13 protein-coding genes are annotated in these 20957 nt (G+C 60.5%); 3 read left to right on the forward strand and 10 right to left on the reverse strand.

Features of this window, described 5'->3' with window-relative positions; translation table 11 throughout:
• Window positions 1-84: 84 nt before the first annotated feature.
• The 6 genes from LOY28_RS27245 to LOY28_RS27270 all read right to left on the reverse strand — a co-directional run bounded on the left by LOY28_RS27245 (window position 85) and on the right by LOY28_RS27270 (window position 7693).
• The gene (locus tag LOY28_RS27245) at window positions 85-717 is read right to left on the reverse strand and encodes a sarcosine oxidase subunit gamma (RefSeq protein WP_018928798.1); all 633 of its coding nucleotides are present in this window, start codon (window positions 715-717) and stop codon (window positions 85-87) included.
• Between the two features lie 56 nt (window positions 718-773).
• Window positions 774-3791, reverse strand: a complete 3018-nt coding sequence (locus LOY28_RS27250) for a sarcosine oxidase subunit alpha (RefSeq protein WP_018928797.1) — start codon at window positions 3789-3791, stop codon at window positions 774-776.
• Entirely contained in the window at window positions 3788-4117 is a 330-nt protein-coding gene (locus tag LOY28_RS27255) for a sarcosine oxidase subunit delta (RefSeq protein ID WP_007907563.1), read from the reverse strand. Before LOY28_RS27255 ends, LOY28_RS27250 begins: the two co-directional genes overlap by 4 nt.
• Window positions 4118-4131: 14 nt before the next feature.
• The gene (locus tag LOY28_RS27260) at window positions 4132-5382 is read right to left on the reverse strand and encodes a sarcosine oxidase subunit beta (RefSeq protein ID WP_007936415.1); all 1251 of its coding nucleotides are present in this window, start codon (window positions 5380-5382) and stop codon (window positions 4132-4134) included.
• 23 nt (window positions 5383-5405) lie between these two features.
• Complete coding sequence (gene glyA / locus LOY28_RS27265) at window positions 5406-6659, reverse strand: serine hydroxymethyltransferase (protein ID WP_018928796.1); 1254 nt, start codon at window positions 6657-6659, stop codon at window positions 5406-5408.
• A 317-nt stretch (window positions 6660-6976) separates the two neighbouring features.
• Window positions 6977-7693 (reverse strand): TraX family protein, encoded by a 717-nt coding sequence (locus LOY28_RS27270; protein WP_064620833.1) that lies wholly within the window; start codon window positions 7691-7693, stop codon window positions 6977-6979.
• A 127-nt stretch (window positions 7694-7820) separates the two neighbouring features.
• Between LOY28_RS27270 and LOY28_RS27275 the strand changes: the two genes are divergently transcribed.
• Window positions 7821-8861: a low specificity L-threonine aldolase gene (locus tag LOY28_RS27275; protein WP_018928794.1), complete on the forward strand. Its 1041-nt coding sequence runs from the start codon at window positions 7821-7823 to the stop codon at window positions 8859-8861.
• Window positions 8862-9204: 343 nt separating this feature from the next.
• Entirely contained in the window at window positions 9205-10029 is an 825-nt protein-coding gene (locus LOY28_RS27280) for an NAD(P)-dependent oxidoreductase (protein ID WP_064620837.1), read from the forward strand.
• A 71-nt stretch (window positions 10030-10100) separates the two neighbouring features.
• Here the strand turns inward: LOY28_RS27280 and gbcB are convergent, their stop codons facing one another.
• Window positions 10101-11201, reverse strand: a complete 1101-nt coding sequence (gbcB, locus tag LOY28_RS27285; RefSeq protein WP_018928792.1) for a glycine-betaine demethylase subunit GbcB — start codon at window positions 11199-11201, stop codon at window positions 10101-10103.
• Window positions 11202-11484: 283 nt separating this feature from the next.
• Here gbcB and gbcA point away from each other — a divergent pair, with 283 nt between their 5' ends.
• On the forward strand, window positions 11485-12780 hold the full coding sequence (gene gbcA, locus LOY28_RS27290; protein WP_018928791.1) for a glycine-betaine demethylase subunit GbcA: 1296 nt from the start codon (window positions 11485-11487) through the stop codon (window positions 12778-12780).
• Window positions 12781-12828: 48 nt separating this feature from the next.
• Here the strand turns inward: gbcA and LOY28_RS27295 are convergent, their stop codons facing one another.
• The 3 genes from LOY28_RS27295 to LOY28_RS27305 all read right to left on the reverse strand — a co-directional run bounded on the left by LOY28_RS27295 (window position 12829) and on the right by LOY28_RS27305 (window position 19612).
• Window positions 12829-14073 carry a metallophosphoesterase gene (locus tag LOY28_RS27295; RefSeq protein WP_018928790.1) on the reverse strand — a complete coding sequence of 415 codons (1245 nt, stop codon included), beginning with the start codon at window positions 14071-14073 and terminating at the stop codon, window positions 12829-12831.
• A 26-nt stretch (window positions 14074-14099) separates the two neighbouring features.
• Complete coding sequence (locus tag LOY28_RS27300; protein ID WP_138866417.1) at window positions 14100-15968, reverse strand: hypothetical protein; 1869 nt, start codon at window positions 15966-15968, stop codon at window positions 14100-14102.
• A 191-nt stretch (window positions 15969-16159) separates the two neighbouring features.
• A complete protein-coding gene (locus LOY28_RS27305; protein WP_018928788.1) occupies window positions 16160-19612 on the reverse strand; it encodes a GMC family oxidoreductase N-terminal domain-containing protein in 3453 nt (1150 codons plus the stop codon).
• Window positions 19613-20957: the final 1345 nt, after the last annotated feature.

The raw sequence follows: 20957 nt of genomic DNA on the forward strand, positions 1-20957 counted from the left end.
GCAACCGCATTCCTGCAGAAGGAACGCGGATTCAGGTTTTACGACTGCTGCGCAGCCGAGCGGGAGCAAGCTCCCTCGCCACAATTACGCCTGGACGCTAAGCCCGTACTCAGCCGACGCATCCTGCAACCACAACCACCAGTAATCCGAGAAGCTGCGGCGAATCAGCAGTTCCCAGGTGTCTTCGGCGGTATGGCGGATCATCAGTTGCGACTTGGCGAACACCGTGCCCACAGCCTTGCCCACCGGGAAGTTGTTGGGGTGCACGTCGTAGCTGGTGGACTTCATCAGCACCTGACGCACGTTCGGGCCGCTGAGTTCGAGGATCTGCTGGCCACCGCTGACGTTGACGATCTGGATGTGCAGGTCGCCCAGCGCTTCACGGAGCTTTTTCTCGGCGGCGAATTCTTCACCGGTCGGCACGACCAGCAGCCATTCATCCGGCCCCATCCATTGCAGGCTGGTTTCGCCTTTGATGATCACGGTCAGCGCACCTGGCAACTCGATGCCAAGAGCCTTGTGCACACCAGCGGCGAACGCGGCGTCGTGGCCATCGCCACGGATGGTCAGGTGACCGAGGAGTTTTTTCTCACGCACGATCACGCCGGCGTTCTTGCGACCCTTGCCCACCAGGCTGGCGAGGTCGGCGTGATGCAGCGACGACTCGGCCTTGGCCCCAGTGGTTGGGCGTTGTTGGTAAACATTGGCTGCGGTCATAAAGCACCTGTCCTGAATTCTTTGTCGCCCCCCGCGCCTGGCGCGGGGGTGATCGATTACACGTTCTGGCGATCGCCTTTCGGATCGAAGAACACCGAAGAAACGATTTCCGCCTCGATCACGCTGCCGTCGGCCAGCGGTGCGAACACCCGCTCACCCATGCGCTTCAAGCCGCCCTTGACCACGCCCATGGCAAACGAATAGCCCAGGGAGTTGTGCAAGTAACTGGAAGTCACGTGACCCACCATGGTCATCGGAATCGCTTGCTTGGTGTTGAACACCAGTTGCGCACCTTCCGGCAGCCATTTGGTCGGATCGATCGGCTTCAGGCCAACCAGCTGTTTGCGCTGATCACGCACACAGTCTTCGCGGTTCATGCCACGCCAGCCGATCCACGAGAACGGTTTGGTGCGACCGACACACCAGCCCATGTTCAGGTCGTCCGGGGTCATCGAGCTGTCAGTATCCTGACCGACGATGATGAAGCCCTTCTCGGCCCGCAGTACGTGCATGGTTTCAGTGCCATATGGCGTCAGGTTGTACTTCTTGCCAGCATCAACAATTTTTTCCAGCACGCCCATCGCATAGTCGGCCTGCACGTTGACTTCGTACGACAGCTCACCGGTAAACGAAATCCGGAAAATCCGCGCCGGCACGCCACCGACCAGGGCTTCTTTCCAGGTCATGAACGGGAAGGCTTCGTTGCTCAGGTCGGCGTCGGTGACTTCGCTGAGCAGCTTGCGGCTGTTCGGCCCGGACAGGGTCATGGTTGCCCAGTGATCCGTCACGGAAGTGAAGTACACCTTCAGGTCTGGCCATTCGGTCTGGTGGTAGATTTCCAGCCATTGCAGCACGCGCGCAGCGCCGCCGGTGGTGGTGGTCATCACGAAATGGTTGTCGGCCAGGCATGCAGTCACGCCGTCGTCGAACACCATGCCGTCTTCTTTACACATCAGGCCGTAGCGCGCCTTGCCCACGTCGAGCTTGGTCCAGGCGTTGGTGTAGATACGGTTGAGGAACTCGCGGGAGTCCGGGCCCTGGATGTCGATCTTGCCCAAGGTCGAAGCGTCCAGCAGGCCGACGCTGTCGCGCACGGCTTTGCATTCGCGTTTGACCGCGGCATGCAGGTCTTCACCGTTTTTCGGGAAGTACCAAGGACGTTTCCACTGACCGACGTCTTCGAACTCGGCGCCATTCTTCACGTGCCAGTGATGCAGCGCGGTGAAGCGAACCGGCTCGAAGATGTGCCCACAGTGACGACCGGCCACGGCGCCGAAAGTCACCGGCGTGTAGTTCGGGCGGAACATGGTGGTGCCCATCTGCGGGATGGTCACGTTCAGCGAACGGGCAGCGATGGCCAGGCCGTTGACGTTGCCGAGCTTGCCCTGATCGGTGCCGAAGCCCAGTGCGGTGTAGCGCTTGACGTGCTCGACCGACTCGAAGCCTTCGCGGGTCGCCAGTTCGATGGCGGCTGCGGTGACGTCGTTCTGCAGGTCGACGAATTGCTTCGGCGCACGGGCAGTGGCTTTTTCGTGAGGCACCTGGAATAGCGCCAGCGTCGGCTCTTCGAGTCGGCTCAGGGCTTTGGGCAGTACGCCTTCGACCTTGCCGAATCCAGCTTCGCTGGCAGCGCGAGCACCGCCTTCAAAACCATCGGCCAACGAATCGCCGAGGCTGTAGACGCCGTTGATGCCACCGACGCACACGCGTTTCTGCGGTGCTTCGCCCGGTACGAAACCGAGGATGTCTTCACGCCAGATCGGCTTGCCACCCAGGTGCGAAGCCAGGTGAACCACTGGGCTGTAACCGCCGGAGCTGGCGACCAGGTCGCAATCGAGCCATTCGCCCGGGCTGGTCACGGTGTGTGCTTTTACATCAATCGCTGCAACGCGAGCGGCGGTCACGTGCTTGCTGCCACGGGCCTCGATCACGGCGCTGCCGGTCAGGATGCGAATGCCTTTGGCGCGCGCTTCTTCCACCAGCGCACCGCGAGGGTTGCTGCGGGCGTCGGCGATGGCCACCACTTGCAGGCTGGCGTCGAGCCAGTCCAGGGCAACGCGGTAGGCGTGGTCGTTGTTAGTCGACAGCACCAGTTTCTTGCCCGGTGCCACACCGTAGCGACGCACGTAGGTCGACACAGCGCCGGCGAGCATGTTGCCCGGCACGTCGTTGTTGCCGTAAACCAGTGGACGCTCGTGAGCGCCGGTCGCCAGCACCACGCGCTTGGCGCGAACCCGGTGGATGCGCTGACGCACCTGGCCGATCGGAGCGCGGTCGCCGAGGTGATCGGTGAGGCGCTCGTGAATGGTCAGGAAGTTATGGTCGTGGTAACCGTTGACCGTGGCGCGCGGCAACAGCAGCACGTCAGGGGTGTTTTTCAGCTCGGCGATGACGCTGGCAACCCACTCGGTAGCTGGTTTGCCATCGAGGCTTTCGCGGGAGTCGAGCAGGCTGCCGCCGAACTCTTCCTGCTCATCGGCCAGGATCACACGGGCGCCGCTGCGAGCAGCCGCCAGTGCAGCCGCCAGACCCGCAGGGCCAGCGCCGACGATCAGCACGTCGCAGTGCTGGTTCATGTAGTCGTAGGTGTCCGGATCGTTCTCGGTCGGCGAACGGCCAAGACCGGCTGCCTTACGAATGTACTTCTCGTAAGTCATCCAGAACGATTGCGGGTACATGAAGGTTTTGTAGTAGAAGCCCGGTGGCATCAGCTTGCCGCCGACCTTGCCGAGAATCCCCATCATGTCGTTGTTCACGCTTGGCCAGCCGTTGGTGCTGGTGGCGACCAGACCTTGATACAACGCTTGTTGCGTGGCGCGTACGTTCGGGATCTGCGTGGCTTCGGTCGCACCGATCTGCAGCACGGCGTTCGGCTCTTCGGCACCGGCGGCGAAGATGCCGCGTGGGCGCGAGTACTTGAAGCTGCGGCCGACGATATCGACACCGTTGGCCAGCAAGGCTGCGGCCAGCGAGTCGCCCTCAAAGCCTTTGTAGACCTGGCCGTTGAAGGTGAAGCTCAGCACTTTGTTGCGGTCGATGCGTCCGCCGTTGGACAGGCGATTGATCTGGCTCATACCTTCTCTCCCAGAGCCGTGGCGGCCGCTTTCGGGCTGTCGGTCTTGTCGGTGAACTGCGGCTTGGTGCCGATCTTGTAGGTTTCGAGAATCTCGTAGGTCACGGTGTCACGGGTCACGTTGAAATACTGACGGCAACCGGCGACGTGATCCCACAGTTCGTGGTGCAGACCGCGAGGGTTATCGCGGAAGAACATGTAGTCGCCCCACTCCTCGTCGGTGCAGCTGTTCGGATCCAGTGGACGCGGGATGTGCGCCTGGCCGGATGCATGGAATTCCTCTTCGGAGCGCAGTTCGCCACAGTGAGGACAGAAGATATGCAACATAGGGATTTCTCCTGTTAGTGGGCGACTGCTGCAGCGCCGTGTTCGTCGATCAACGCACCGCTGTGGAAGCGGTCGATGGAGAAAGGTGCAGCCAATGGGTGCATTTCACCCTTGGCCAGGCTGGCGGCAAACACGTTGCCCGAGCCAGGTGTAGCCTTGAAGCCACCGGTGCCCCAACCGCAGTTGAAGAACATGTTCGGTACCGGAGTCTTCGAAATGATCGGGCACGCATCCGGCGTGGTGTCGACGATGCCGCCCCACTGACGGTTCATGCGTACGCGCGACAGCACCGGGAACATCTCGACGATGGCCTGGATGGTGTGCTCGATCACCGGGTACGAACCACGCTGGCCGTAGCCGTTGTAGCCGTCGATACCGGCGCCGATCACCAGGTCGCCCTTGTCGGACTGGCTGATATAACCGTGTACGGCGTTGGACATGATCACGCTGTCGATAATCGGCTTGATCGGCTCGGACACCAGCGCTTGCAGCGGGTGCGATTCGATCGGCAGGCGGAAACCGGCGAGTTTGGCCATGTGCCCGGAGTTACCGGCAGTCACCACGCCGACGCGCTTGGCGCCGATGAAGCCCTTGTTGGTTTCAACACCGATGCACACACCGTTTTCCTTACGGAAACCGATCACTTCGGTCTGCTGGATCAGGTCCACGCCCAAGGCGTCGGCGGCACGGGCAAAGCCCCACGCCACGGCATCGTGACGGGCCACGCCGCCGCGACGCTGGACGGTAGCGCCCATCACCGGATAGCGGGTGTTCTTGGAGCAGTCGAGGTACGGGATCTCGTCTGCCACTTGCTTGGCATCGAGCAGTTCGCCGTCCACGCCGTTGAGGCGGTTGGCGCTGACCCGACGCTCGGAATCACGAATGTCCTGCAGGGTGTGGCACAGGTTGTAGACGCCACGCTGGGAGAACATCACGTTGTAGTTCAGGTCCTGGGACAGGCCTTCCCACAATTTCATCGCGTGTTCGTACAGGTGTGCCGACTCGTCCCACAGGTAGTTGGAGCGCACGATGGTGGTGTTGCGCGCGGTGTTACCGCCGCCCAGCCAGCCCTTCTCGACCACGGCCACGTTGGTGATGCCGTGTTCCTTGGCCAGGTAGTAGGCGGTCGCCAGACCATGCCCGCCACCGCCGACGATGACCACGTCGTAGACCTTTTTCGGGGTCGGCGTACGCCACATGCGCTGCCAGTTTTCATGGTGGCTGAGGGAGTGTTTGAAGAGGCCGAAGCCCGAATAGCGTTGCATAGTCATTTACTCCAAAACCGCGCTCAGCGATAAACCGGGAAGTCCGCGCACAGGGCTGCCACATGCTGCGCGACATTGGCCTCGACATCGGCGTCGCCGAGGTTGTCGAGGATGTCGCAGATCCAGCCAGCCAGTTCAACACACTGGGTAACCTTGAAGCCGCGAGTGGTCACCGCCGGGGTGCCGATACGCAGGCCGGAGGTCACGAACGGCGACTGTGGATCGTTCGGGACAGCGTTCTTGTTCACGGTGATGTGGGCGCGACCGAGTGCTGCGTCCGCCTCTTTACCGGTGAGGCCCTGACGGATCAGGCTGACCAGGAACAGGTGGTTGTCGGTACCGCCGGACACTACATCGTAGCCGCGTTTGATAAATACGCCGGCCATTGCCTTGGCGTTGTCGATCACTTGTTGCTGGTAGGCCTTGAAGCCAGGCTCCAGTGCTTCCTTGAAGCACACTGCTTTACCGGCGATGACGTGCATCAGCGGGCCGCCCTGGGCACCAGGGAATACCGCGGCGTTGAGCTTCTTCTCGATTTCTTCGTTAGCCTTGGCCAGGATCAGGCCACCACGTGGACCGCGCAGGGTCTTGTGGGTGGTGGTGGTCACCACGTCAGCGTATGGCAGCGGGTTCGGGTACAGGCCAGCGGCGACCAGACCGGCAACGTGAGCCATGTCGACGAACAGCAGGGCACCGACCTTGTCAGCGATCTGGCGGAAACGCGGGAAATCGAGGGTCTTGGAGTAGGCCGAGAAACCGGCGACGATCATCTTCGGCTTGCATTCGACGGCCAGACGCTCGACTTCGTCGTAGTCGATCAGGCCGGTTTTGGTGTCGATGCCGTACTGCACAGCGTTGTACAGCTTGCCCGACGACGACACTTTGGCACCGTGGGTCAGGTGACCGCCGTGGGCCAGGCTCATGCCCAGAATGGTGTCGCCGGCTTGCAGCAGGGCCAGGTAAACGGCGCTGTTGGCCGAAGAACCGGAGTGCGGCTGCACGTTGGCGTAATCGGCACCGAACAACTGCTTGGCGCGTTCGATGGCCAGGGCTTCAACCTTGTCGACGTGCTCGCAACCACCGTAGTAGCGCTTGCCCGGATAGCCTTCGGCGTATTTGTTGGTCAGACCACTGCCTTGCGCTTCCATCACGCGCTTGCTGGTGTAGTTCTCTGACGCGATCAGCTCGATGTGATCTTCCTGGCGTTGCTCCTCGGCATTCATCGCCGCCAGCAGTGCATCGTCGTAACCCTGAATCTGGTCTTGCTTGCTGAACATCGCGTCTCTCCCAGCGGCGGCGGTGCGCCTTTCGTCTCGGTGAGGCACTGGCATTTCGGCAGTGCCCTTTGATAGCGATGGTATGACCGGCGCAGACAGGTCAAATGCCTATGGACGCCACGCAAAGGTGCGTTTACGACATGGGCCGAAATGGGTGAACGGGCGAACACCCCTGTGGCGAGGGAGCTTGCTCCCGCTCGACTGCGAAGCAGTCGTGAAACCGACAAATTCGATCTAACTGACGAACCACATGCGCCGGGTTTGGGTCTGCTGCGCAGCCCAACGGGGGCAAGCCCCCTCGCCACAGGGGACGGGCGTCAGGCGATGAGTTGGCGCAAGGCCAAAAGTACGAGGAAATGTCCGGGATAAAGGGCGTAGGCCCAGCGGCGCATCGGCGGTGGCTGGATGCCTTGGGCATGTCGCAATAGCAGCAGGCCCGAGAATGGCGCAATCAGACAAACGACAATACCCAAAATCGCCGCACCGCTGCCGAACCAGGCAGCGGAGTACAGCACTTGCCATTGATTGGCCGCCAGGCACACCAGCCCCGGCAACAGGCCGAAATACCAGGGCCGCTGGATCACCAGCAACATCGCCAGTGGCAACAGCACGCCGAAAAAGCCGAACATCAATCGCTGCGGGAACAGTGCCGCCAGCACCAAGGCAACGACCGCCAACAGACGCGACTGAACTGGCCCGTGCTGCCAGCCACGGGCCACCAGCAACCCCATGACCAGCGTAGGCAATACATTCAAGGTGTCGTGATCAGGAATGTACATCCGATACGGAATTTCGCTCAGGGCACTGAACAGCAACAACCAACCGAGGTAGCGCCACTGGCCGTCGGTCGTCACTGTACGGACACGCGCCAGGTTCGCCGCCATCGCCAGACAGAACCACGGGAACGCCAATCTGCCCGGCACATACAGCAGATCGAGGGAATAACCGACATATCGCAGGTGATCGAGCACCATGCTCAACAGCGCCAGCCACTTGAGCAGATCCAGTGCACCGTCCCTCTGCGTCATGTGCATAATTGCCCGAGGCATTTGTATTTTTCTGACAGACTCATCCCGTGTGCTCCCCGGACGATCTTCGGTAAAGTGCACATCATCATTGACCAACGAAGCGCCACAAGCGCCTCGATCACGGAAGCCGGCCATGACCGACAAGAGCCAACAATTCGCCAGCGACAACTATTCCGGTATTTGCCCTGAAGCCTGGGCTGCCATGGAACAGGCCAACCACGGACACCAGCGCGCTTATGGCGACGATGAGTGGACCGCACGCGCCGCGGATCAATTCCGCAAACTGTTCGAAACCGACTGCGAAGTGTTCTTCGCCTTCAACGGCACCGCGGCCAACTCGTTGGCCCTGTCGTCGCTGTGCCAGAGTTACCACAGCGTGATCTGCTCGGAAACCGCCCACGTCGAAACCGACGAATGCGGCGCTCCGGAATTTTTCTCCAACGGTTCCAAGCTGCTCATCGCCCGCACCGAAAACGGTAAGCTGACCCCGGAATCGATCCGCGAAATTGCCCTCAAGCGCCAGGATATCCACTACCCGAAACCGCGCGTCGTGACCCTGACCCAGGCCACTGAAGTCGGCAGCGTGTACACCCCGGAAGAAATCCGCGCCATCAGCGTCACCTGTAAAGAACTGGGCTTGAACCTGCACATGGACGGTGCCCGTTTCTCCAACGCCTGCGCTTATCTGGGTTGCTCGCCAGCCGACCTGACCTGGAAGGCCGGCGTCGACGTGCTGTGCTTTGGCGGTACGAAAAACGGCATGGCGGTGGGCGAAGCGATTCTGTTCTTCAACCACAAACTGGCTGAAGACTTCGACTACCGCTGCAAACAGGCCGGGCAACTGGCGTCGAAGATGCGCTTCCTCTCGGCCCCCTGGGTCGGGATTCTTGAAAACGACGCCTGGCTCAAATACGCCCGCCACGCCAACCACTGCGCGCAGTTGCTGGCCGAACTGGTGAGCGACATTCCTGGCGTCGAGCTGATGTTCCCGGTGCAGGCCAACGGTGTGTTCCTGCAACTCTCCGAGCCGGCCATCGCCGCACTGACCGCCAAGGGCTGGCGCTTCTACACCTTCATCGGCAACGGCGGCGCACGGTTCATGTGCTCGTGGGACACCGAAGAAGAACGCGTGCGGGAACTGGCGGCAGATATTCGGCACGTGATGACAGCCTGACTCCCTCCCCCTCACCACAGGCTCTGTGTTCCACCTCAGCTATTTGGTTGAAATGCGACTTTGTGGCGAGGGAGCTTGCTCCCGCTCGGCTGCGCAGCAGTCGTAAAACCAGCCAACGCGGTCCACCTGACAGACCGCATGCTCAGGCTTTGGGGCTGCTTCGCAACCCAACGGGAGCAAGCTCCCTCGCCACAGGTTCTGCGCTCGACCTCAGCTATTTGATTGGCAAGAGATCTTATGGCGAGGGGGCTTGCCCCCCCTTGCCACAGTCCCGCACGAGTTGGTCTACATTGACTGCGAGCCGTTTCGATCCGCTCGGATCACGCCAATCGGGAGCGTCCGCATGTCACTACAAGGCAAAACCCTGTTCATCACCGGCGCCAGTCGCGGGATTGGTCGTGAGATTGCGCTGCGGGCCGCGCGCGACGGGGCCAACATCGTGATTGCCGCGAAAAGCGCCGCCCCTCACCCCAAACTGCCTGGCACCATCTTCAGCGTGGCAGCGGAAGTCGAAGCCGCGGGTGGCAAGGCGCTGGCCCTGGAGGTGGATGTGCGCGATGAAACCATCGTGCGCCAGGCCCTGGCTGACGCCAATGAGCATTTCGGCGGCATCGACGCGCTGGTCAACAATGCAGGAGCGATCAAGCTGACCGGCGTGCAGCACATCGAACTCAAGCGCTTCGACCTGATGCACCAGATCAACACCCGCGCCGTGCTGCTGTGCAGCCAGGCCGCCCTGCCCTATCTGAAAAAATCCAGCGGCCACATCCTCAACCTGTCACCGCCGTTGAACCTGGCCACCAAATGGTTCGCCCAATACAGCCCCTACACCGTCACCAAGTACGGCATGAGCATGCTCACCCTGGGCATGAGCGAGGAATTCGCCGCCTACGGTATCAGCGTCAACTCTCTATGGCCGCAGACCATGATCGCCACGGCCGCGATCGAGTTTCAGCTCGGATCGCGCGAATCTTTCAAACATGCCCGCACACCCGCGATCATGGCGGATGCCGCCCACGTCATTCTCGACAGCAGCGGTCGCAGCATTACCGGTCGGTTGCTGATCGATGAGGAGATTTTGCGCGAGCAAGGGGTGACGGATTTTGAAGGGTATCGGTATGCGCCTGATTCCACCGACAAACTGATGCCAGACCTGTTTGTCGACTGACTGAAGCGCGCCCTCTACAGGCGCTGCCGAAGGCTGCTCCTGTAGAGGTTATTCAGCGATCATCCGACCGATCAATACTCGATCCGCACGTCACCCTTCGGCACGCTGCAGCAAGACAGGATGAACCCCTCGGCTTCGTCTTCCTCGGTAATCCCGCCGTTGTGTTCCATTGCCACTTCGCCGGCAAGCTTCATTACCTTGCAGGTACCGCAGATACCCATGCCGCAGGCCTTGGGGATCATCAGGCCCAGCTTGGCGGCAGCGGCGTGGACGGTTTCGCCCGGAGCCACGCGGATGCTCTTGCCGGAGGCGGTGAATTCCACCTGGTGCAGGTCGGCGGCGTCGATTGCAGGGGCGTCGGCCGCTTGTTCAGCGTGTTCCTCTGCATCGGCGATAGCCTCTGGCGGTGTGGCGCCGAAGGACTCTTCGTGGTAGCGCTTCATATTGAAGCCGGCGTTTTCCAGCAAACGCTTGACCGCATTCATGTAGGGCGTCGGACCGCAGCAGAACACTTCCCGCTCAAGGAAGTCCGGGACCATCAGTTCGAGCATCTTGTGGTTGAGATAACCGCGGTATCCGGCCCACGGCTCACCGAAACCGTGTTTCTCGCAGATCAGGTGCAGGCTGAAGTTTTCGATCCGCGCCGCCATGTGCTCCAGCTCGCGGTGATAAATGATGTCTTTCGGCGAGCGGGCGCTATGGATGAAGGCCATATCGACATTGCCGTTGGTATCGAAGAACCAGCGCGCCATGGACATCACCGGGGTGATGCCCACGCCGCCACTGAGGTACAACACTTTCGGGTTCGGAAAGTCGATGGCGTTGAACAGCCCGACCGGGCCGTGCACCGCCAGCTCGTAACCTTCATGCAGGGTGTCATGCAACCAGTTCGAGACCTTGCCGCCCGGTACGCGCTTGATCGTCACCGAGAAGCTGTACGGCACCGACGGCGAGCTGGAAATGGTGTACGAACGCATGATCTGCTGGCCTTCGATTTCCAGCTCCAGGGTGACGAATTGCCCCGGCTTGAAGAAGAACATGATCGGCTGGTCGGCCATAAAGCAGAAGGTGCGCACATCCCAGGTTTCCTGGATGACTTTGACGCAACGGACAATGTGTCGACCATTGGCCCAGGTCTGGGTGGTTACCGGGTTCAGGAAGTTGTTGGACATGCTGATCTCCACGGCCGACTACCGGCCTTTATGTTGGCGATTCTGCGTATAGCGCAGCCCCGCCATTTACCTATCTGCGACATTGACATACTTATCGCGACCAGCCCCCAATTACCGGGGGTTGGGCGTCGGGAACAGATTGGGCCATGTCGCCCATGGATAAGGTTCCGGGGAGCGCCGGCCCCACACTCGCCCCATACCAAGACACAACCTTTACACCTTGCGTAGCAAACCTGATTAGCCACTTTCGCCGGCCACACAGAATGGCCTTGAGGATTAAACGATGGACGTCACCACTACCCTGAGCCTGGGCGATCCACTGGAACCCGCACGCAAGGCCACTGCGCAGATGCTGCAAGAGCGCGAGCGCACTTTCTCGCTGCCGCAGCCGTTTTACTCTGACGAGCGGCTGTTTGATATCGACATGCAGGAAATCTTCCAGAAAGAGTGGTTGATTGCCGGCATGACCTGCGAGATCCCGACCAAGGGCAACTACCTGACCCTGCAAGTCGGCAAGAACCCGATCATCGTGATTCGTGGCGCCGATGGCGTGGTCCATGCGTTCCACAACGTCTGCCGCCACCGTGGTTCACGCCTGTGCACCAGTGAAAAAGGCAAGGTCGCCAAACTGGTCTGCCACTACCACCAGTGGACGTACGAGCTGGACGGTCGCCTGCTGTTCGCCGGCACCGAAATGGGCGCCGACTTCGACATGAAGCAATACGGCCTCAAACCGGTGAACGTGAAGACCGCCGGCGGTTACATCTTCATCAGCCTGGCAGAAAACCCGCCGGCCATCGATGACTTCCTGTCGACGCTCAGCCATTACATGGAACCGTACGACATGGAGAACACCAAGGTGGCGGTGCAAACCACCTTGATGGAAAAGGCCAACTGGAAACTGGTGCTGGAAAACAACCGCGAGTGCTACCACTGCGGCGGTTCACACCCGGAATTGCTGAAAACCCTGCTGGAATGGGACGACGTCACCGATCCGCGTGCCGACCAGGCCTTCAAGGACCACGTAGCCGCTTCCGCCGCTGCCTGGGAAGCCGAGAAGATCCCTTACGCCCACGCCAGTTTCGGCCTGCGTAACCGTATCGTGCGCATGCCGCTGCTCAAGGGCACCGTATCGATGACCATGGACGGCAAACAGGGCTGCGCCAAACTGATGGGACGCATCAAGAACCCGGACCTGGGCTCGATGCGCATCCTGCACCTGCCGCACTCTTGGAACCACTGCATGGGCGACCACATCATCGTGTTCACCGTGTGGCCGATCAGCGCCCAGGAAACCATGGTCACCACCAAGTGGATCGTCCACAAGGACGCGGTCGAAGGCGTGGACTACGACGTGGAGCGCATGCGCCAGGTCTGGGATGCGACCAACGACCAGGACCGTCGCCTGGCCGAAGAGAACCAGCGCGGGATCAACTCCACCGCGTACCAGCCAGGGCCTTACTCCAAGACCTATGAATTCGGCGTGGTGAACTTCGTGGACTGGTACAGCGAGCGGATGCTGAACAACCTGGGGGCCGAGCCTGCGCCTTACCTCAAAGGTGTTCCGGTTCAGGGTTAATCGAAATCTGATCGTTCCCACGCCAGGCGTGGGAACGATCCTTCCTCGCTAAATTGAAGACCACCGCACCGAACCATCCTCGCCAATAAACGTCTCTTCGATGTTCTCCCCCACCAGCCGCACCTTCACATAACCGTTCAACACCCGATCCGGGTACGCCTCATCCCGCGCATTTTGCGTTTCCGACCACAGCACCCCCGGATGCCCGTTCAGCTCGCTGGCATTGCCATAGGGAATCGCCCCGTGCCCGGCGCAACGTGCATGCAAGCCACCTTGAGTGGCATAGCAGATGCCGTTATGCAAATGCCCCCAATACCAGTAATCCGGCTCGCGCCCCAAGGCATCGCAGACCGGCTTGTACAACGCGGTCTTGTCACGCCCGGTAATGTCAAAGCCCTGGTGATGACTGAGCACCATGATCTTCTTGCGTTTGGGCAGGTCTTTCATCCAGTCGATCTGCTGCTTGTTCAGCGCGCCGTCCATATACAGGTTGATTGGACTGGAGGCATAAGCCGAGTCGATCCCGACCACCAGCCAGTCATCGTTGTACAACGCAAAATAACTGGTGCCCTGCTGCGCCGGGAAACGTTTGGCCAGTTCCTTGAAGTAGCCATGGGCGCCGCTGTACATCTCGTGGTTGGAGTTGAGAGTGAATGAGCCCTGCTTGCCCATCGGCCAACCGACCATGTCGACGTCTTCCTGGGAGCGGGTGCCGGCGTAATACACATCCCCCAGATGAATGGTGAAGTCGGCCTGGGCCAGTTGCATCTGATCGGCCACCGCCACTGCCGGGGCATGACTGTCGAACGGCCCGGTGCCCCAGTCGCCGGCAATGGCCAGGGTCACGTCACTGTCCATGCGCATCAACGCCGGGTTGGTAGCGAACGGTGCGTGATGCCGCAGGTTCTCGATCCACTTGAGCAACGCTTCGCTCCACAACAGATCCAGCAGCTCCCATTTGCGACAACCGAGCAGGCTGCCATCCTTGAGCACTTGGGTCTGCAGCTCATCTACCGATTGCGGCAAGGGGCTGGCGTTTCCGATGTGCAGGATCGACAAACCGTGGGACAACTCCCACGGCACACTCGGTTGATCGTCCGGCAAGTCGCCGTGCTTGAGCACGTATTGCGCCTGATCGTGCCCCCGCTGCAGCAGCGCGACGATGGCTTGGTACTCCTCCGGTTCAAGCTCGCTGACGAGCTTCTTCCAGGCCATTTCCAGCCGTGTGAACAGCCCGTGCAGGCGCACCTTCACCTTGTCGTATTCATGTTCCCAATGTCTGACCAATGACATGTCGCTTTCCTCCATCCGTAGTGGAATCACAGGGTTTTCATGAACTCGATGAGCGCCCGCTTATCGAGTTCCGACAACTGCGTGCCGTACAGGTGGCCACCGTTGTGGTTGCCCTCCAGGCGCGTGTCGTATTTGAAGTCCGCCGAGGCTTTCACCTGCTCGCCACTGGTGACGTAGCCGACCTTGTCCTTGTCATAAATGTCGGAACCGGTGAAGAACACCTGCGGCCGCAGTTCCGGCGGTTGCAGCAAATCCCACAGGGTCGGCACCGAGCCGTTGTGCAAGTACGGCGCGCGCAACCAGATGCCGTCGGTGGGCGTGTTGCTGTAGCTCTGGGTCTTGCGGTAAGCACCAAAGTCGAACGGCGGTTTCTTGAAGCCGTGGAAGGCTGTCACTAAACCGGTGGTGAACGAGTTCAGCCGATGGGGATCGGTGCCCAGTTCATCAATCGTGGTGGTGACCTGACCGGTGTCGGTGCGACCGAAGTCATGGCAACCGGCGCAATTCTTTTCCCAGACTGGCTTGCCCCGGGCGACCTTGGCCTGATCCAGCGCGAACGGCCAGGCCGGTGCCTTGTGGCCCAGCAGCCAATTGGTCACCCGGTTGAAACTGTCCGGCAGCACCGACTCCGGCGTCGCGCCCACGGCCATGGCCGCCGCGTAGTTGCGCTCATGGATATCGTTGTTGTTGCCGTCCCAGTGCAGGTACAGCGATTCCCGGGGTTTCTGGTTCCAGACTTGCGGCAGGTCGACGGTGCCGATGGTCGAGTCATCCGGGAAGCCGAACACCACCATTTTCGTCGGGTTGAAAGTGTCGGTACGTCCCGGCCCCTGCGGTGCGCGCAGCTTCTGCCAGGCATAGGCCTGCTTCTGTTTGATCAGCGCGCTGGTGGCCATCGGGATGATCAGGTAGCGGTTGTACAGGCGCTCGAAAAACCCGAGCTGGAACTTGCTGTTGATCGCAGTCATCACCGCGTCGGGCGTGAATTTGGGGTCGCTCGCGCAATCGTAGGCGAACCACTGGAAGGCCTGCAGTTGCAGGGTATTGGCCGGTGCGGAGGCCACCGGGGTAGCAACATCGCTGGCATTGGCGCGGTAGGAGCCGGTGTGGCACAAGGCGCAATTGGGCTCCACGGTCGGGTAGCCGATCTGCCGCTTGGCCATGCCGATCGGCAGGTCCTTGCCGTTCTCGTAGAGGAAACCGAACACTTCGTAACCCCCGGGCTTCGGCAGTTTCTCCGGGCACATCTGCGGCAACACGGCGAACAGGTAATAGGGAATCCGTGCTTCGATGCCCAGGCCGATGGCGGCGTATTTGTAGTGGTCTTCGTCAGAAGCGTATTGCTCGGCCGGCACCACCCGCAGCATCTGGTACCAGGTTTCGTAACCGATAAACCCCAGCGCCAGCACTACGACCAGCGTGGCGACCTTGAAGCTGTGCCGCCGCCAGCGTCGCGCCCACGCTGCGCACCACTCACGCCAGCCATCGCGAAGCAGGGCGAACGGCCGATTGGCCGGCGCGCTGCCCAGATACAGCAGAATCCCGAGGATCAGGAACATGCCCAGATCGCCCAGCAGCATCGGCACGAACACCTGGGCCTGGTTGCTGGTGTTGATCAGGTAGATCCAGAACGCCACGGCGACCAACCGCGACAATACGCACAGCCACGAATGCACCACGTATTTGGGGGCATTGAAGCCTGACGGCATGTAAAAAAGGCTGATCCCCACCAGCAACATGCCGGCGTTCTCCAGCCAAGGATCGGAGAGCTGCGGAGGCATTCCGAGCATCGAGGTCAGCAATGCCGGCGCGAACAGCGCCGGAATCGCGAAGACCATGTTCATTGCGATGCCTATCCAGATGAAGCGTTGAAACCAGCGGATGTAACTGTCCATGGCATCCATTTCCTTGTAGTCGCCAATCCCAAGTCAGCACACGGCTTTTGTGGCGAGGGAGCTTGCTCCCGTTCGGCTGCAAAGCAGTCGTAAAACCAGAAAACGCGGTGTATCTGATCGATCGCATCCTCAGGTTTTGGGGCTGCTGCGCAACCCAGCGGGAGCAAGCTCCCTCGCCACAAAAAGCCCGATCAACCGAGGGCGGTTTTCTCCAGGTGCTGCAGGATGATCGGGTACACATCGACCACCGCGTTCTTGCCGAACATGCAGTCGATATGCCCATAACCCGGCACCACATGCCGGCTGTAGCGTTCCGGCCCATGGATTTTGCACACGCGCTCATAGGTCCTGAGCGTGCTTTCGGGCAAGTAGCATTGGTTGTCTTCGCCACTGATGAAGCAGATCGGCATGGTCAGCCGGTCGAAGTGCGGCATGTAGACGTCCTGGCCCTTGAAGTCCACCAGATGGCCTTTGCGCAGGATCAGCGCCAGATGCTCGAAGGTCTGTATGTTCGACTCGCCGAACAACTCGTGCAGGTTGTCGTGCAGGGTTTCGTTGAGTGTGTCGTGGCGGTACAGCGACGCGTACATGAAGGTGATGCGGTGGCACACCGGGTTGGTGCAGTAACCTTGAGCCTCGATGCGGGCGTAGATGTTGAGGGCCTTGTCGTAGAGTTTGTTGAACCAGCTCTCCTTGTTGTCGGCATACGCGGTGAGGGATTTGATGCCGATGGCGTCGAGCATCCCCGGCAAATGCAGACCGGCCTTGAGCCCCGTTGCCGTGGCGACCACCGTGTCCGCGGCAATCTGCGAACAGACCACCGAACGCACGCCCTGCAACCCGGCCAGCAGCGACATGAAGAAGGTCGTCGCGCCATAGCAATGCACCACGCACTGCACGTCAGCGGCGAGGGTTGCCTGCTGGATATGCTCGATGGCGGCCTTGAAGTCGTACTGGGCAATCTGGTCGCCGTTCCATTCATGTTTGCTGGCCGGCAGCAGGATGCTGACCCGGAAATCCAGGAGCCAGACGTCGTACTCGTGCTTGCACAGGTACTCCAGCAGGTTGGTCTGGATGGTGTCGGTGGAGAAAATATTCGAGCCCACACCCAAACCATGCACCAGCATCACCGGCCCCTTGGTGCCGCCCTGATAGCGGGTCAAGCGTAGCTGGACGCTGTCTTCGGTCTGGAAGAACTGCACGCTTGGCGTCGGCGCATCCAGCGGCCGTTTCTGCCGGGGCGGCGCATCGGGGTTGAAGTAGATGTCGCCCGCGAACACCCCGCCGTAGCTCTCCCACAAGATGCCGGCGAAGAACTTGCCGAACCGCGCCAGCCCTTCAATGCGCTCACGTTCGTTGCGCGCGTTGAGCACCTTCATGGTGGTCATCTGCTTGGCAAAATCGGCCGGCTCGATGTGCATCACCCCCGAGCCGATCACCTCGCCCGTCTTGTCCGGCCCGCGATACAGCGTCACATAGAGTGTACTGGTGTCGTGCCAGACGTTCAGCACGCCGTTGTCTTCGGGCACGGTCTTGAATGCGCTGAAGTAATAATCGCTGCCGTCCTCGGCGGTCAGTTTCATGTCGTAATTCATGTGCCGCACACCGACCTGTTCCTGATATTCCTCGAACAGATTGAACACACCATTGCTGGCGGTCAGTGGTTCCGGCGACAAGCCCGGCGCATCCAGAGAGCCGACCAGTGTCGCGGCGTGTTCTGGCTCCTTGATCATGCGATTGAGGTCGTTGGCGGTGATGGTCAAGGTGAATTCGATCGGCGAGTTATCCGACTTGCCGCGTTTGGCCGCCGCTTCGTAGAGTTTGAGATCGGTGCTCTGGGGCTGGGTGAAATCTTTGGAGAAATAGCCCTTCATGGTTTCGGTGAACTGCACGCCGAGGGTCGGTGCCGCCACCGGTTTGCGCGGTGCCGAGGGCAACGTGTAGTCGATGTGCCACCCGCGATCGGCGGCCAGCAGGCTCATATTGCGCTCGCTCACGGCAGAGATGGTCAGCAGTGGATTGACCGCCAGGGAGGTCGGAATCACCGCGCCGTCGGCTACGTACAACCCGGCATAGACATCAGTGCCGCTGACGCCGCTGAACACCTGGCCCTTGTGGTTGACCACGCCCTGCGTCGCATCCTCGCCCATCACACAACCGCCCAATGGGTGCACGGAAACGATGCTGTGTTTGAGCAGCTCGGTCCAGATCGGGTTCTCGACCCAGATCCCGCCCAAGGCCTTGGTGCTCTGGTGCAGGCGCTCGTTGCCGATCTTGACGTTTTCCTGCTCACCAACGCCCGGCCAGTCGATGCGCAACTGATCCTTGCTGTCGAGCACCATGCGCCCCTTGCCGTCGTCGTGGCTCATGATCAGGTAGGTCTGCATGTTGTGCAGGGCGCCGTGGTACGGGCCGCGCAGGAAGCTTTCGGCTTCGCGCTCGGCATATTTGAGCTTGCCGGTGAAGCTGTCATCGGTGGGTTTGCCGATCAACCCGGCGAATGTGGCCATGCTCGGCACCATGGGCCGGCCGAGTGCGCCGGGGATCGAGCCTTCTTCGATGACCATGCGGCTGCGCCAGTCGCCTTCGGTGCGCATGTCGATGATCGAGGTGATGCACGGGCCGACCGGTTTCATTTCCTTCGCCGGATGGGCACCGAAACCGATGCCGTTGATCGTTTCATCGCAGTTGTGGCCGAAACCGAGGATGTCGCCGTTGCCGCTCATGTTTTCGCCAAGCTGATTGGACGTCGACAGGCCTTTGTCCCGAGAGCGCAGGAGGATTTCGGTGGAGCCCAGGGTGCCGGCCGACACCACGACAATGTCCGCCTTGACGAACAGCGTCGGCGCGGAGAATTTCTCGCGGCCGCTGTCCAGGTATTGGAAGTGCACGATCCAGCCATCGCCGTCGCGCTCCAGATGCCGGACCTCGGCCTGGCAGAAAATCTCTGCGCCGTGGTTGCAGGCATCCGGCAGGTAATTCATCAACGTGGTGTTCTTGGCCTTGTTGTTACAGCCCGAAACGCAGTCGCCGCAGTGGTTGCACGGCAATTGCTCGACGCCGACGTGGTTGAGGTTGTTCGGCAGTTTGTCGAAGGTCACGTTGATCGGCGGCTTGTAGAAGTGTGCGCCTTGCTTGAGGTAATCGGCGGACTTCTGGTTAGCCTCGAGTTTGGGCAAGGTCGGAGCGGTTTTCGGATAGGGATTGGGCTTGAGCATCTCCCGAGCCCGGGCGTAACCGTCCTTGAGCAGCGTGTCGCGATGTTCACGCACCGCCAACGGCCAACGCGGATCATCGAACACACCGGGTTCAGGTTCCAGCGCGACGTTGGCGTTGATCAACGACGTGCCGCCCAGGCCGCAACCGACCACTACGTTCTGCTGGGCGTTGACGTGCAGGTCGAACAGCCCGGTGCGCGAGCCGATGTGCCCGTCCGGGTCATGCACTTGCAGCTCTTCAGTGGCCGCCAGCATCGTATTGGGGTATTCGCCGGGCTGGATTTCCCGGCCTCGCTCCAGCAGGCACACCCGCTTGCCGGCCCGGGACAGGCGCGACGCCGCGATCCCGCCGCCGTAGCCGGAGCCAATGACGATCACGTCGTAATGTTCCTTGATATCGCTGATGGGCGTGGCGATCCGTGTCATGGGTCATTTCCTCTCGGGCAGATGGGGCAACTCTGCGGTTGCCTGCAATCGATAGACGAACAAACGCCTGGTCACCGGGCACGGTCGGGCCTCAATGGCAGCGGTGTTATGGCATAAGGGGGCCAGGCGCTATAGACGAGCGCGCTGATTGGCGGCGCGACGATGAATCCGCTTGTGCAACGAGGTGGCGGATGTCGGAACACAGGTCACGCAGGGGCTGGGGTGCGAATGTGGCTGCGAGCGATGTGGCTGGCTATCCATCACGCGTTCTCCCTGAACCAGATGTGGATAAGTGACAGTTGTCCTTATGCGATGAGAGTGAAGACAGGCGACAGATCGAAGTCAAGGAAGTGCCTTAGAACTGTATGAAATCTGATCTATCGCGTTCCGGCCTATACGGGCCGTGGCTTACAGGGTTCGGCGAACAAGTTATCCACATCTCCACCCACAGCAAATGGGGACAACTGCGGGTGACAGGCTAAATCTATTCACAAAAACCGAAGAAAAACCGTGACTTATCCAGAAGCAGGGTTTTAGCCAGGCACTGGTTGTTTTTTAATCAGAAGCTTGCAGACCACGTTTTACATAGCGTGCAGGGGATGGCGAACACCTTATCCACAGAAGCACCAACAGACTTTGGGGGCAACTTTGCGGTCTCTGTGGAAAACCGCTGAAACCCGCGAGTATTCCGGGTTTACGGGACGATTAGCGGAGGAAAACGCCGAATTGAACAATATTTGATCAACCCACTGAAAGCCGCGATCTGTATGGCCTGTAGCGGACAGCGAACATCTTATCCACAGAAGCGCCAACAGAGATTGGGGGCAAGTGTCGGCCAGTGAGCGACGTTACTCTGTGGAAAAAGCCCGAAAAAACCGTGGGTTAGGCTGGTTGTTTTTTGTACGGAGGGCTGCAGGGCTTGATTGGCATGGGGTGTAGCGAGGGGCGAACATGTTATCCACAGAAGCGCTAACAGGGATTGTGGGTAACCCAAGTGCGTTAGGAGTACATATCCGTTTCTGCGGTAACGGCGGCTTATGGTTCCGCTCTTACAGCGGGTCACTTTGGAAAAGCGCCAAAGTAACCAAAACGCTTTTGCCCCGCCATTCGGTGCCTCGCCTAGGCTCGGCATACCCTCACTCCGGCATTGCTCCGGGGGCCCGCCGCCATCGGCCATCCATGGCCGGGGGCGGCTACCGCGGCATCCTTGCCGCGGTGCCCCCTGCGCAACGCCTGCGTTCGGCCTCTGGGAAAGGGGCGTACAGATCAAGATCAAAAACCAAAGCAAAGCAAAGCAAAAGCAAGATCAAAAGATCGCCACCTCGCTTCGCTCGACAGCTCCTAC

It is taken from the genome of Pseudomonas sp. B21-017, from assembly GCF_024749245.1.
In the GTDB taxonomy this organism is placed as follows: domain Bacteria; phylum Pseudomonadota; class Gammaproteobacteria; order Pseudomonadales; family Pseudomonadaceae; genus Aquipseudomonas.

What these genes read in the sequence shown, in the direction of transcription:
- LOY28_RS27245 (WP_018928798.1), bottom strand. Translation starts at nt 717, where the DNA reads ATGACCGCAGCCAATGTTTACCAACAACGCCCAACCACTGGGGCCAAG.
- LOY28_RS27250 (WP_018928797.1), bottom strand. Translation starts at nt 3,791, where the DNA reads ATGAGCCAGATCAATCGCCTGTCCAACGGCGGACGCATCGACCGCAAC.
- LOY28_RS27255 (WP_007907563.1), bottom strand. Translation starts at nt 4,117, where the DNA reads ATGTTGCATATCTTCTGTCCTCACTGTGGCGAACTGCGCTCCGAAGAG.
- LOY28_RS27260 (WP_007936415.1), bottom strand. Translation starts at nt 5,382, where the DNA reads ATGCAACGCTATTCGGGCTTCGGCCTCTTCAAACACTCCCTCAGCCAC.
- glyA (WP_018928796.1), bottom strand. Translation starts at nt 6,659, where the DNA reads ATGTTCAGCAAGCAAGACCAGATTCAGGGTTACGACGATGCACTGCTG.
- LOY28_RS27270 (WP_064620833.1), bottom strand. Translation starts at nt 7,693, where the DNA reads ATGCACATGACGCAGAGGGACGGTGCACTGGATCTGCTCAAGTGGCTG.
- LOY28_RS27275 (WP_018928794.1), top strand. Translation starts at nt 7,821, where the DNA reads ATGACCGACAAGAGCCAACAATTCGCCAGCGACAACTATTCCGGTATT.
- LOY28_RS27280 (WP_064620837.1), top strand. Translation starts at nt 9,205, where the DNA reads ATGTCACTACAAGGCAAAACCCTGTTCATCACCGGCGCCAGTCGCGGG.
- gbcB (WP_018928792.1), bottom strand. Translation starts at nt 11,201, where the DNA reads ATGTCCAACAACTTCCTGAACCCGGTAACCACCCAGACCTGGGCCAAT.
- gbcA (WP_018928791.1), top strand. Translation starts at nt 11,485, where the DNA reads ATGGACGTCACCACTACCCTGAGCCTGGGCGATCCACTGGAACCCGCA.
- LOY28_RS27295 (WP_018928790.1), bottom strand. Translation starts at nt 14,073, where the DNA reads ATGTCATTGGTCAGACATTGGGAACATGAATACGACAAGGTGAAGGTG.
- LOY28_RS27300 (WP_138866417.1), bottom strand. Translation starts at nt 15,968, where the DNA reads ATGGACAGTTACATCCGCTGGTTTCAACGCTTCATCTGGATAGGCATC.
- LOY28_RS27305 (WP_018928788.1), bottom strand. Translation starts at nt 19,612, where the DNA reads ATGACACGGATCGCCACGCCCATCAGCGATATCAAGGAACATTACGAC.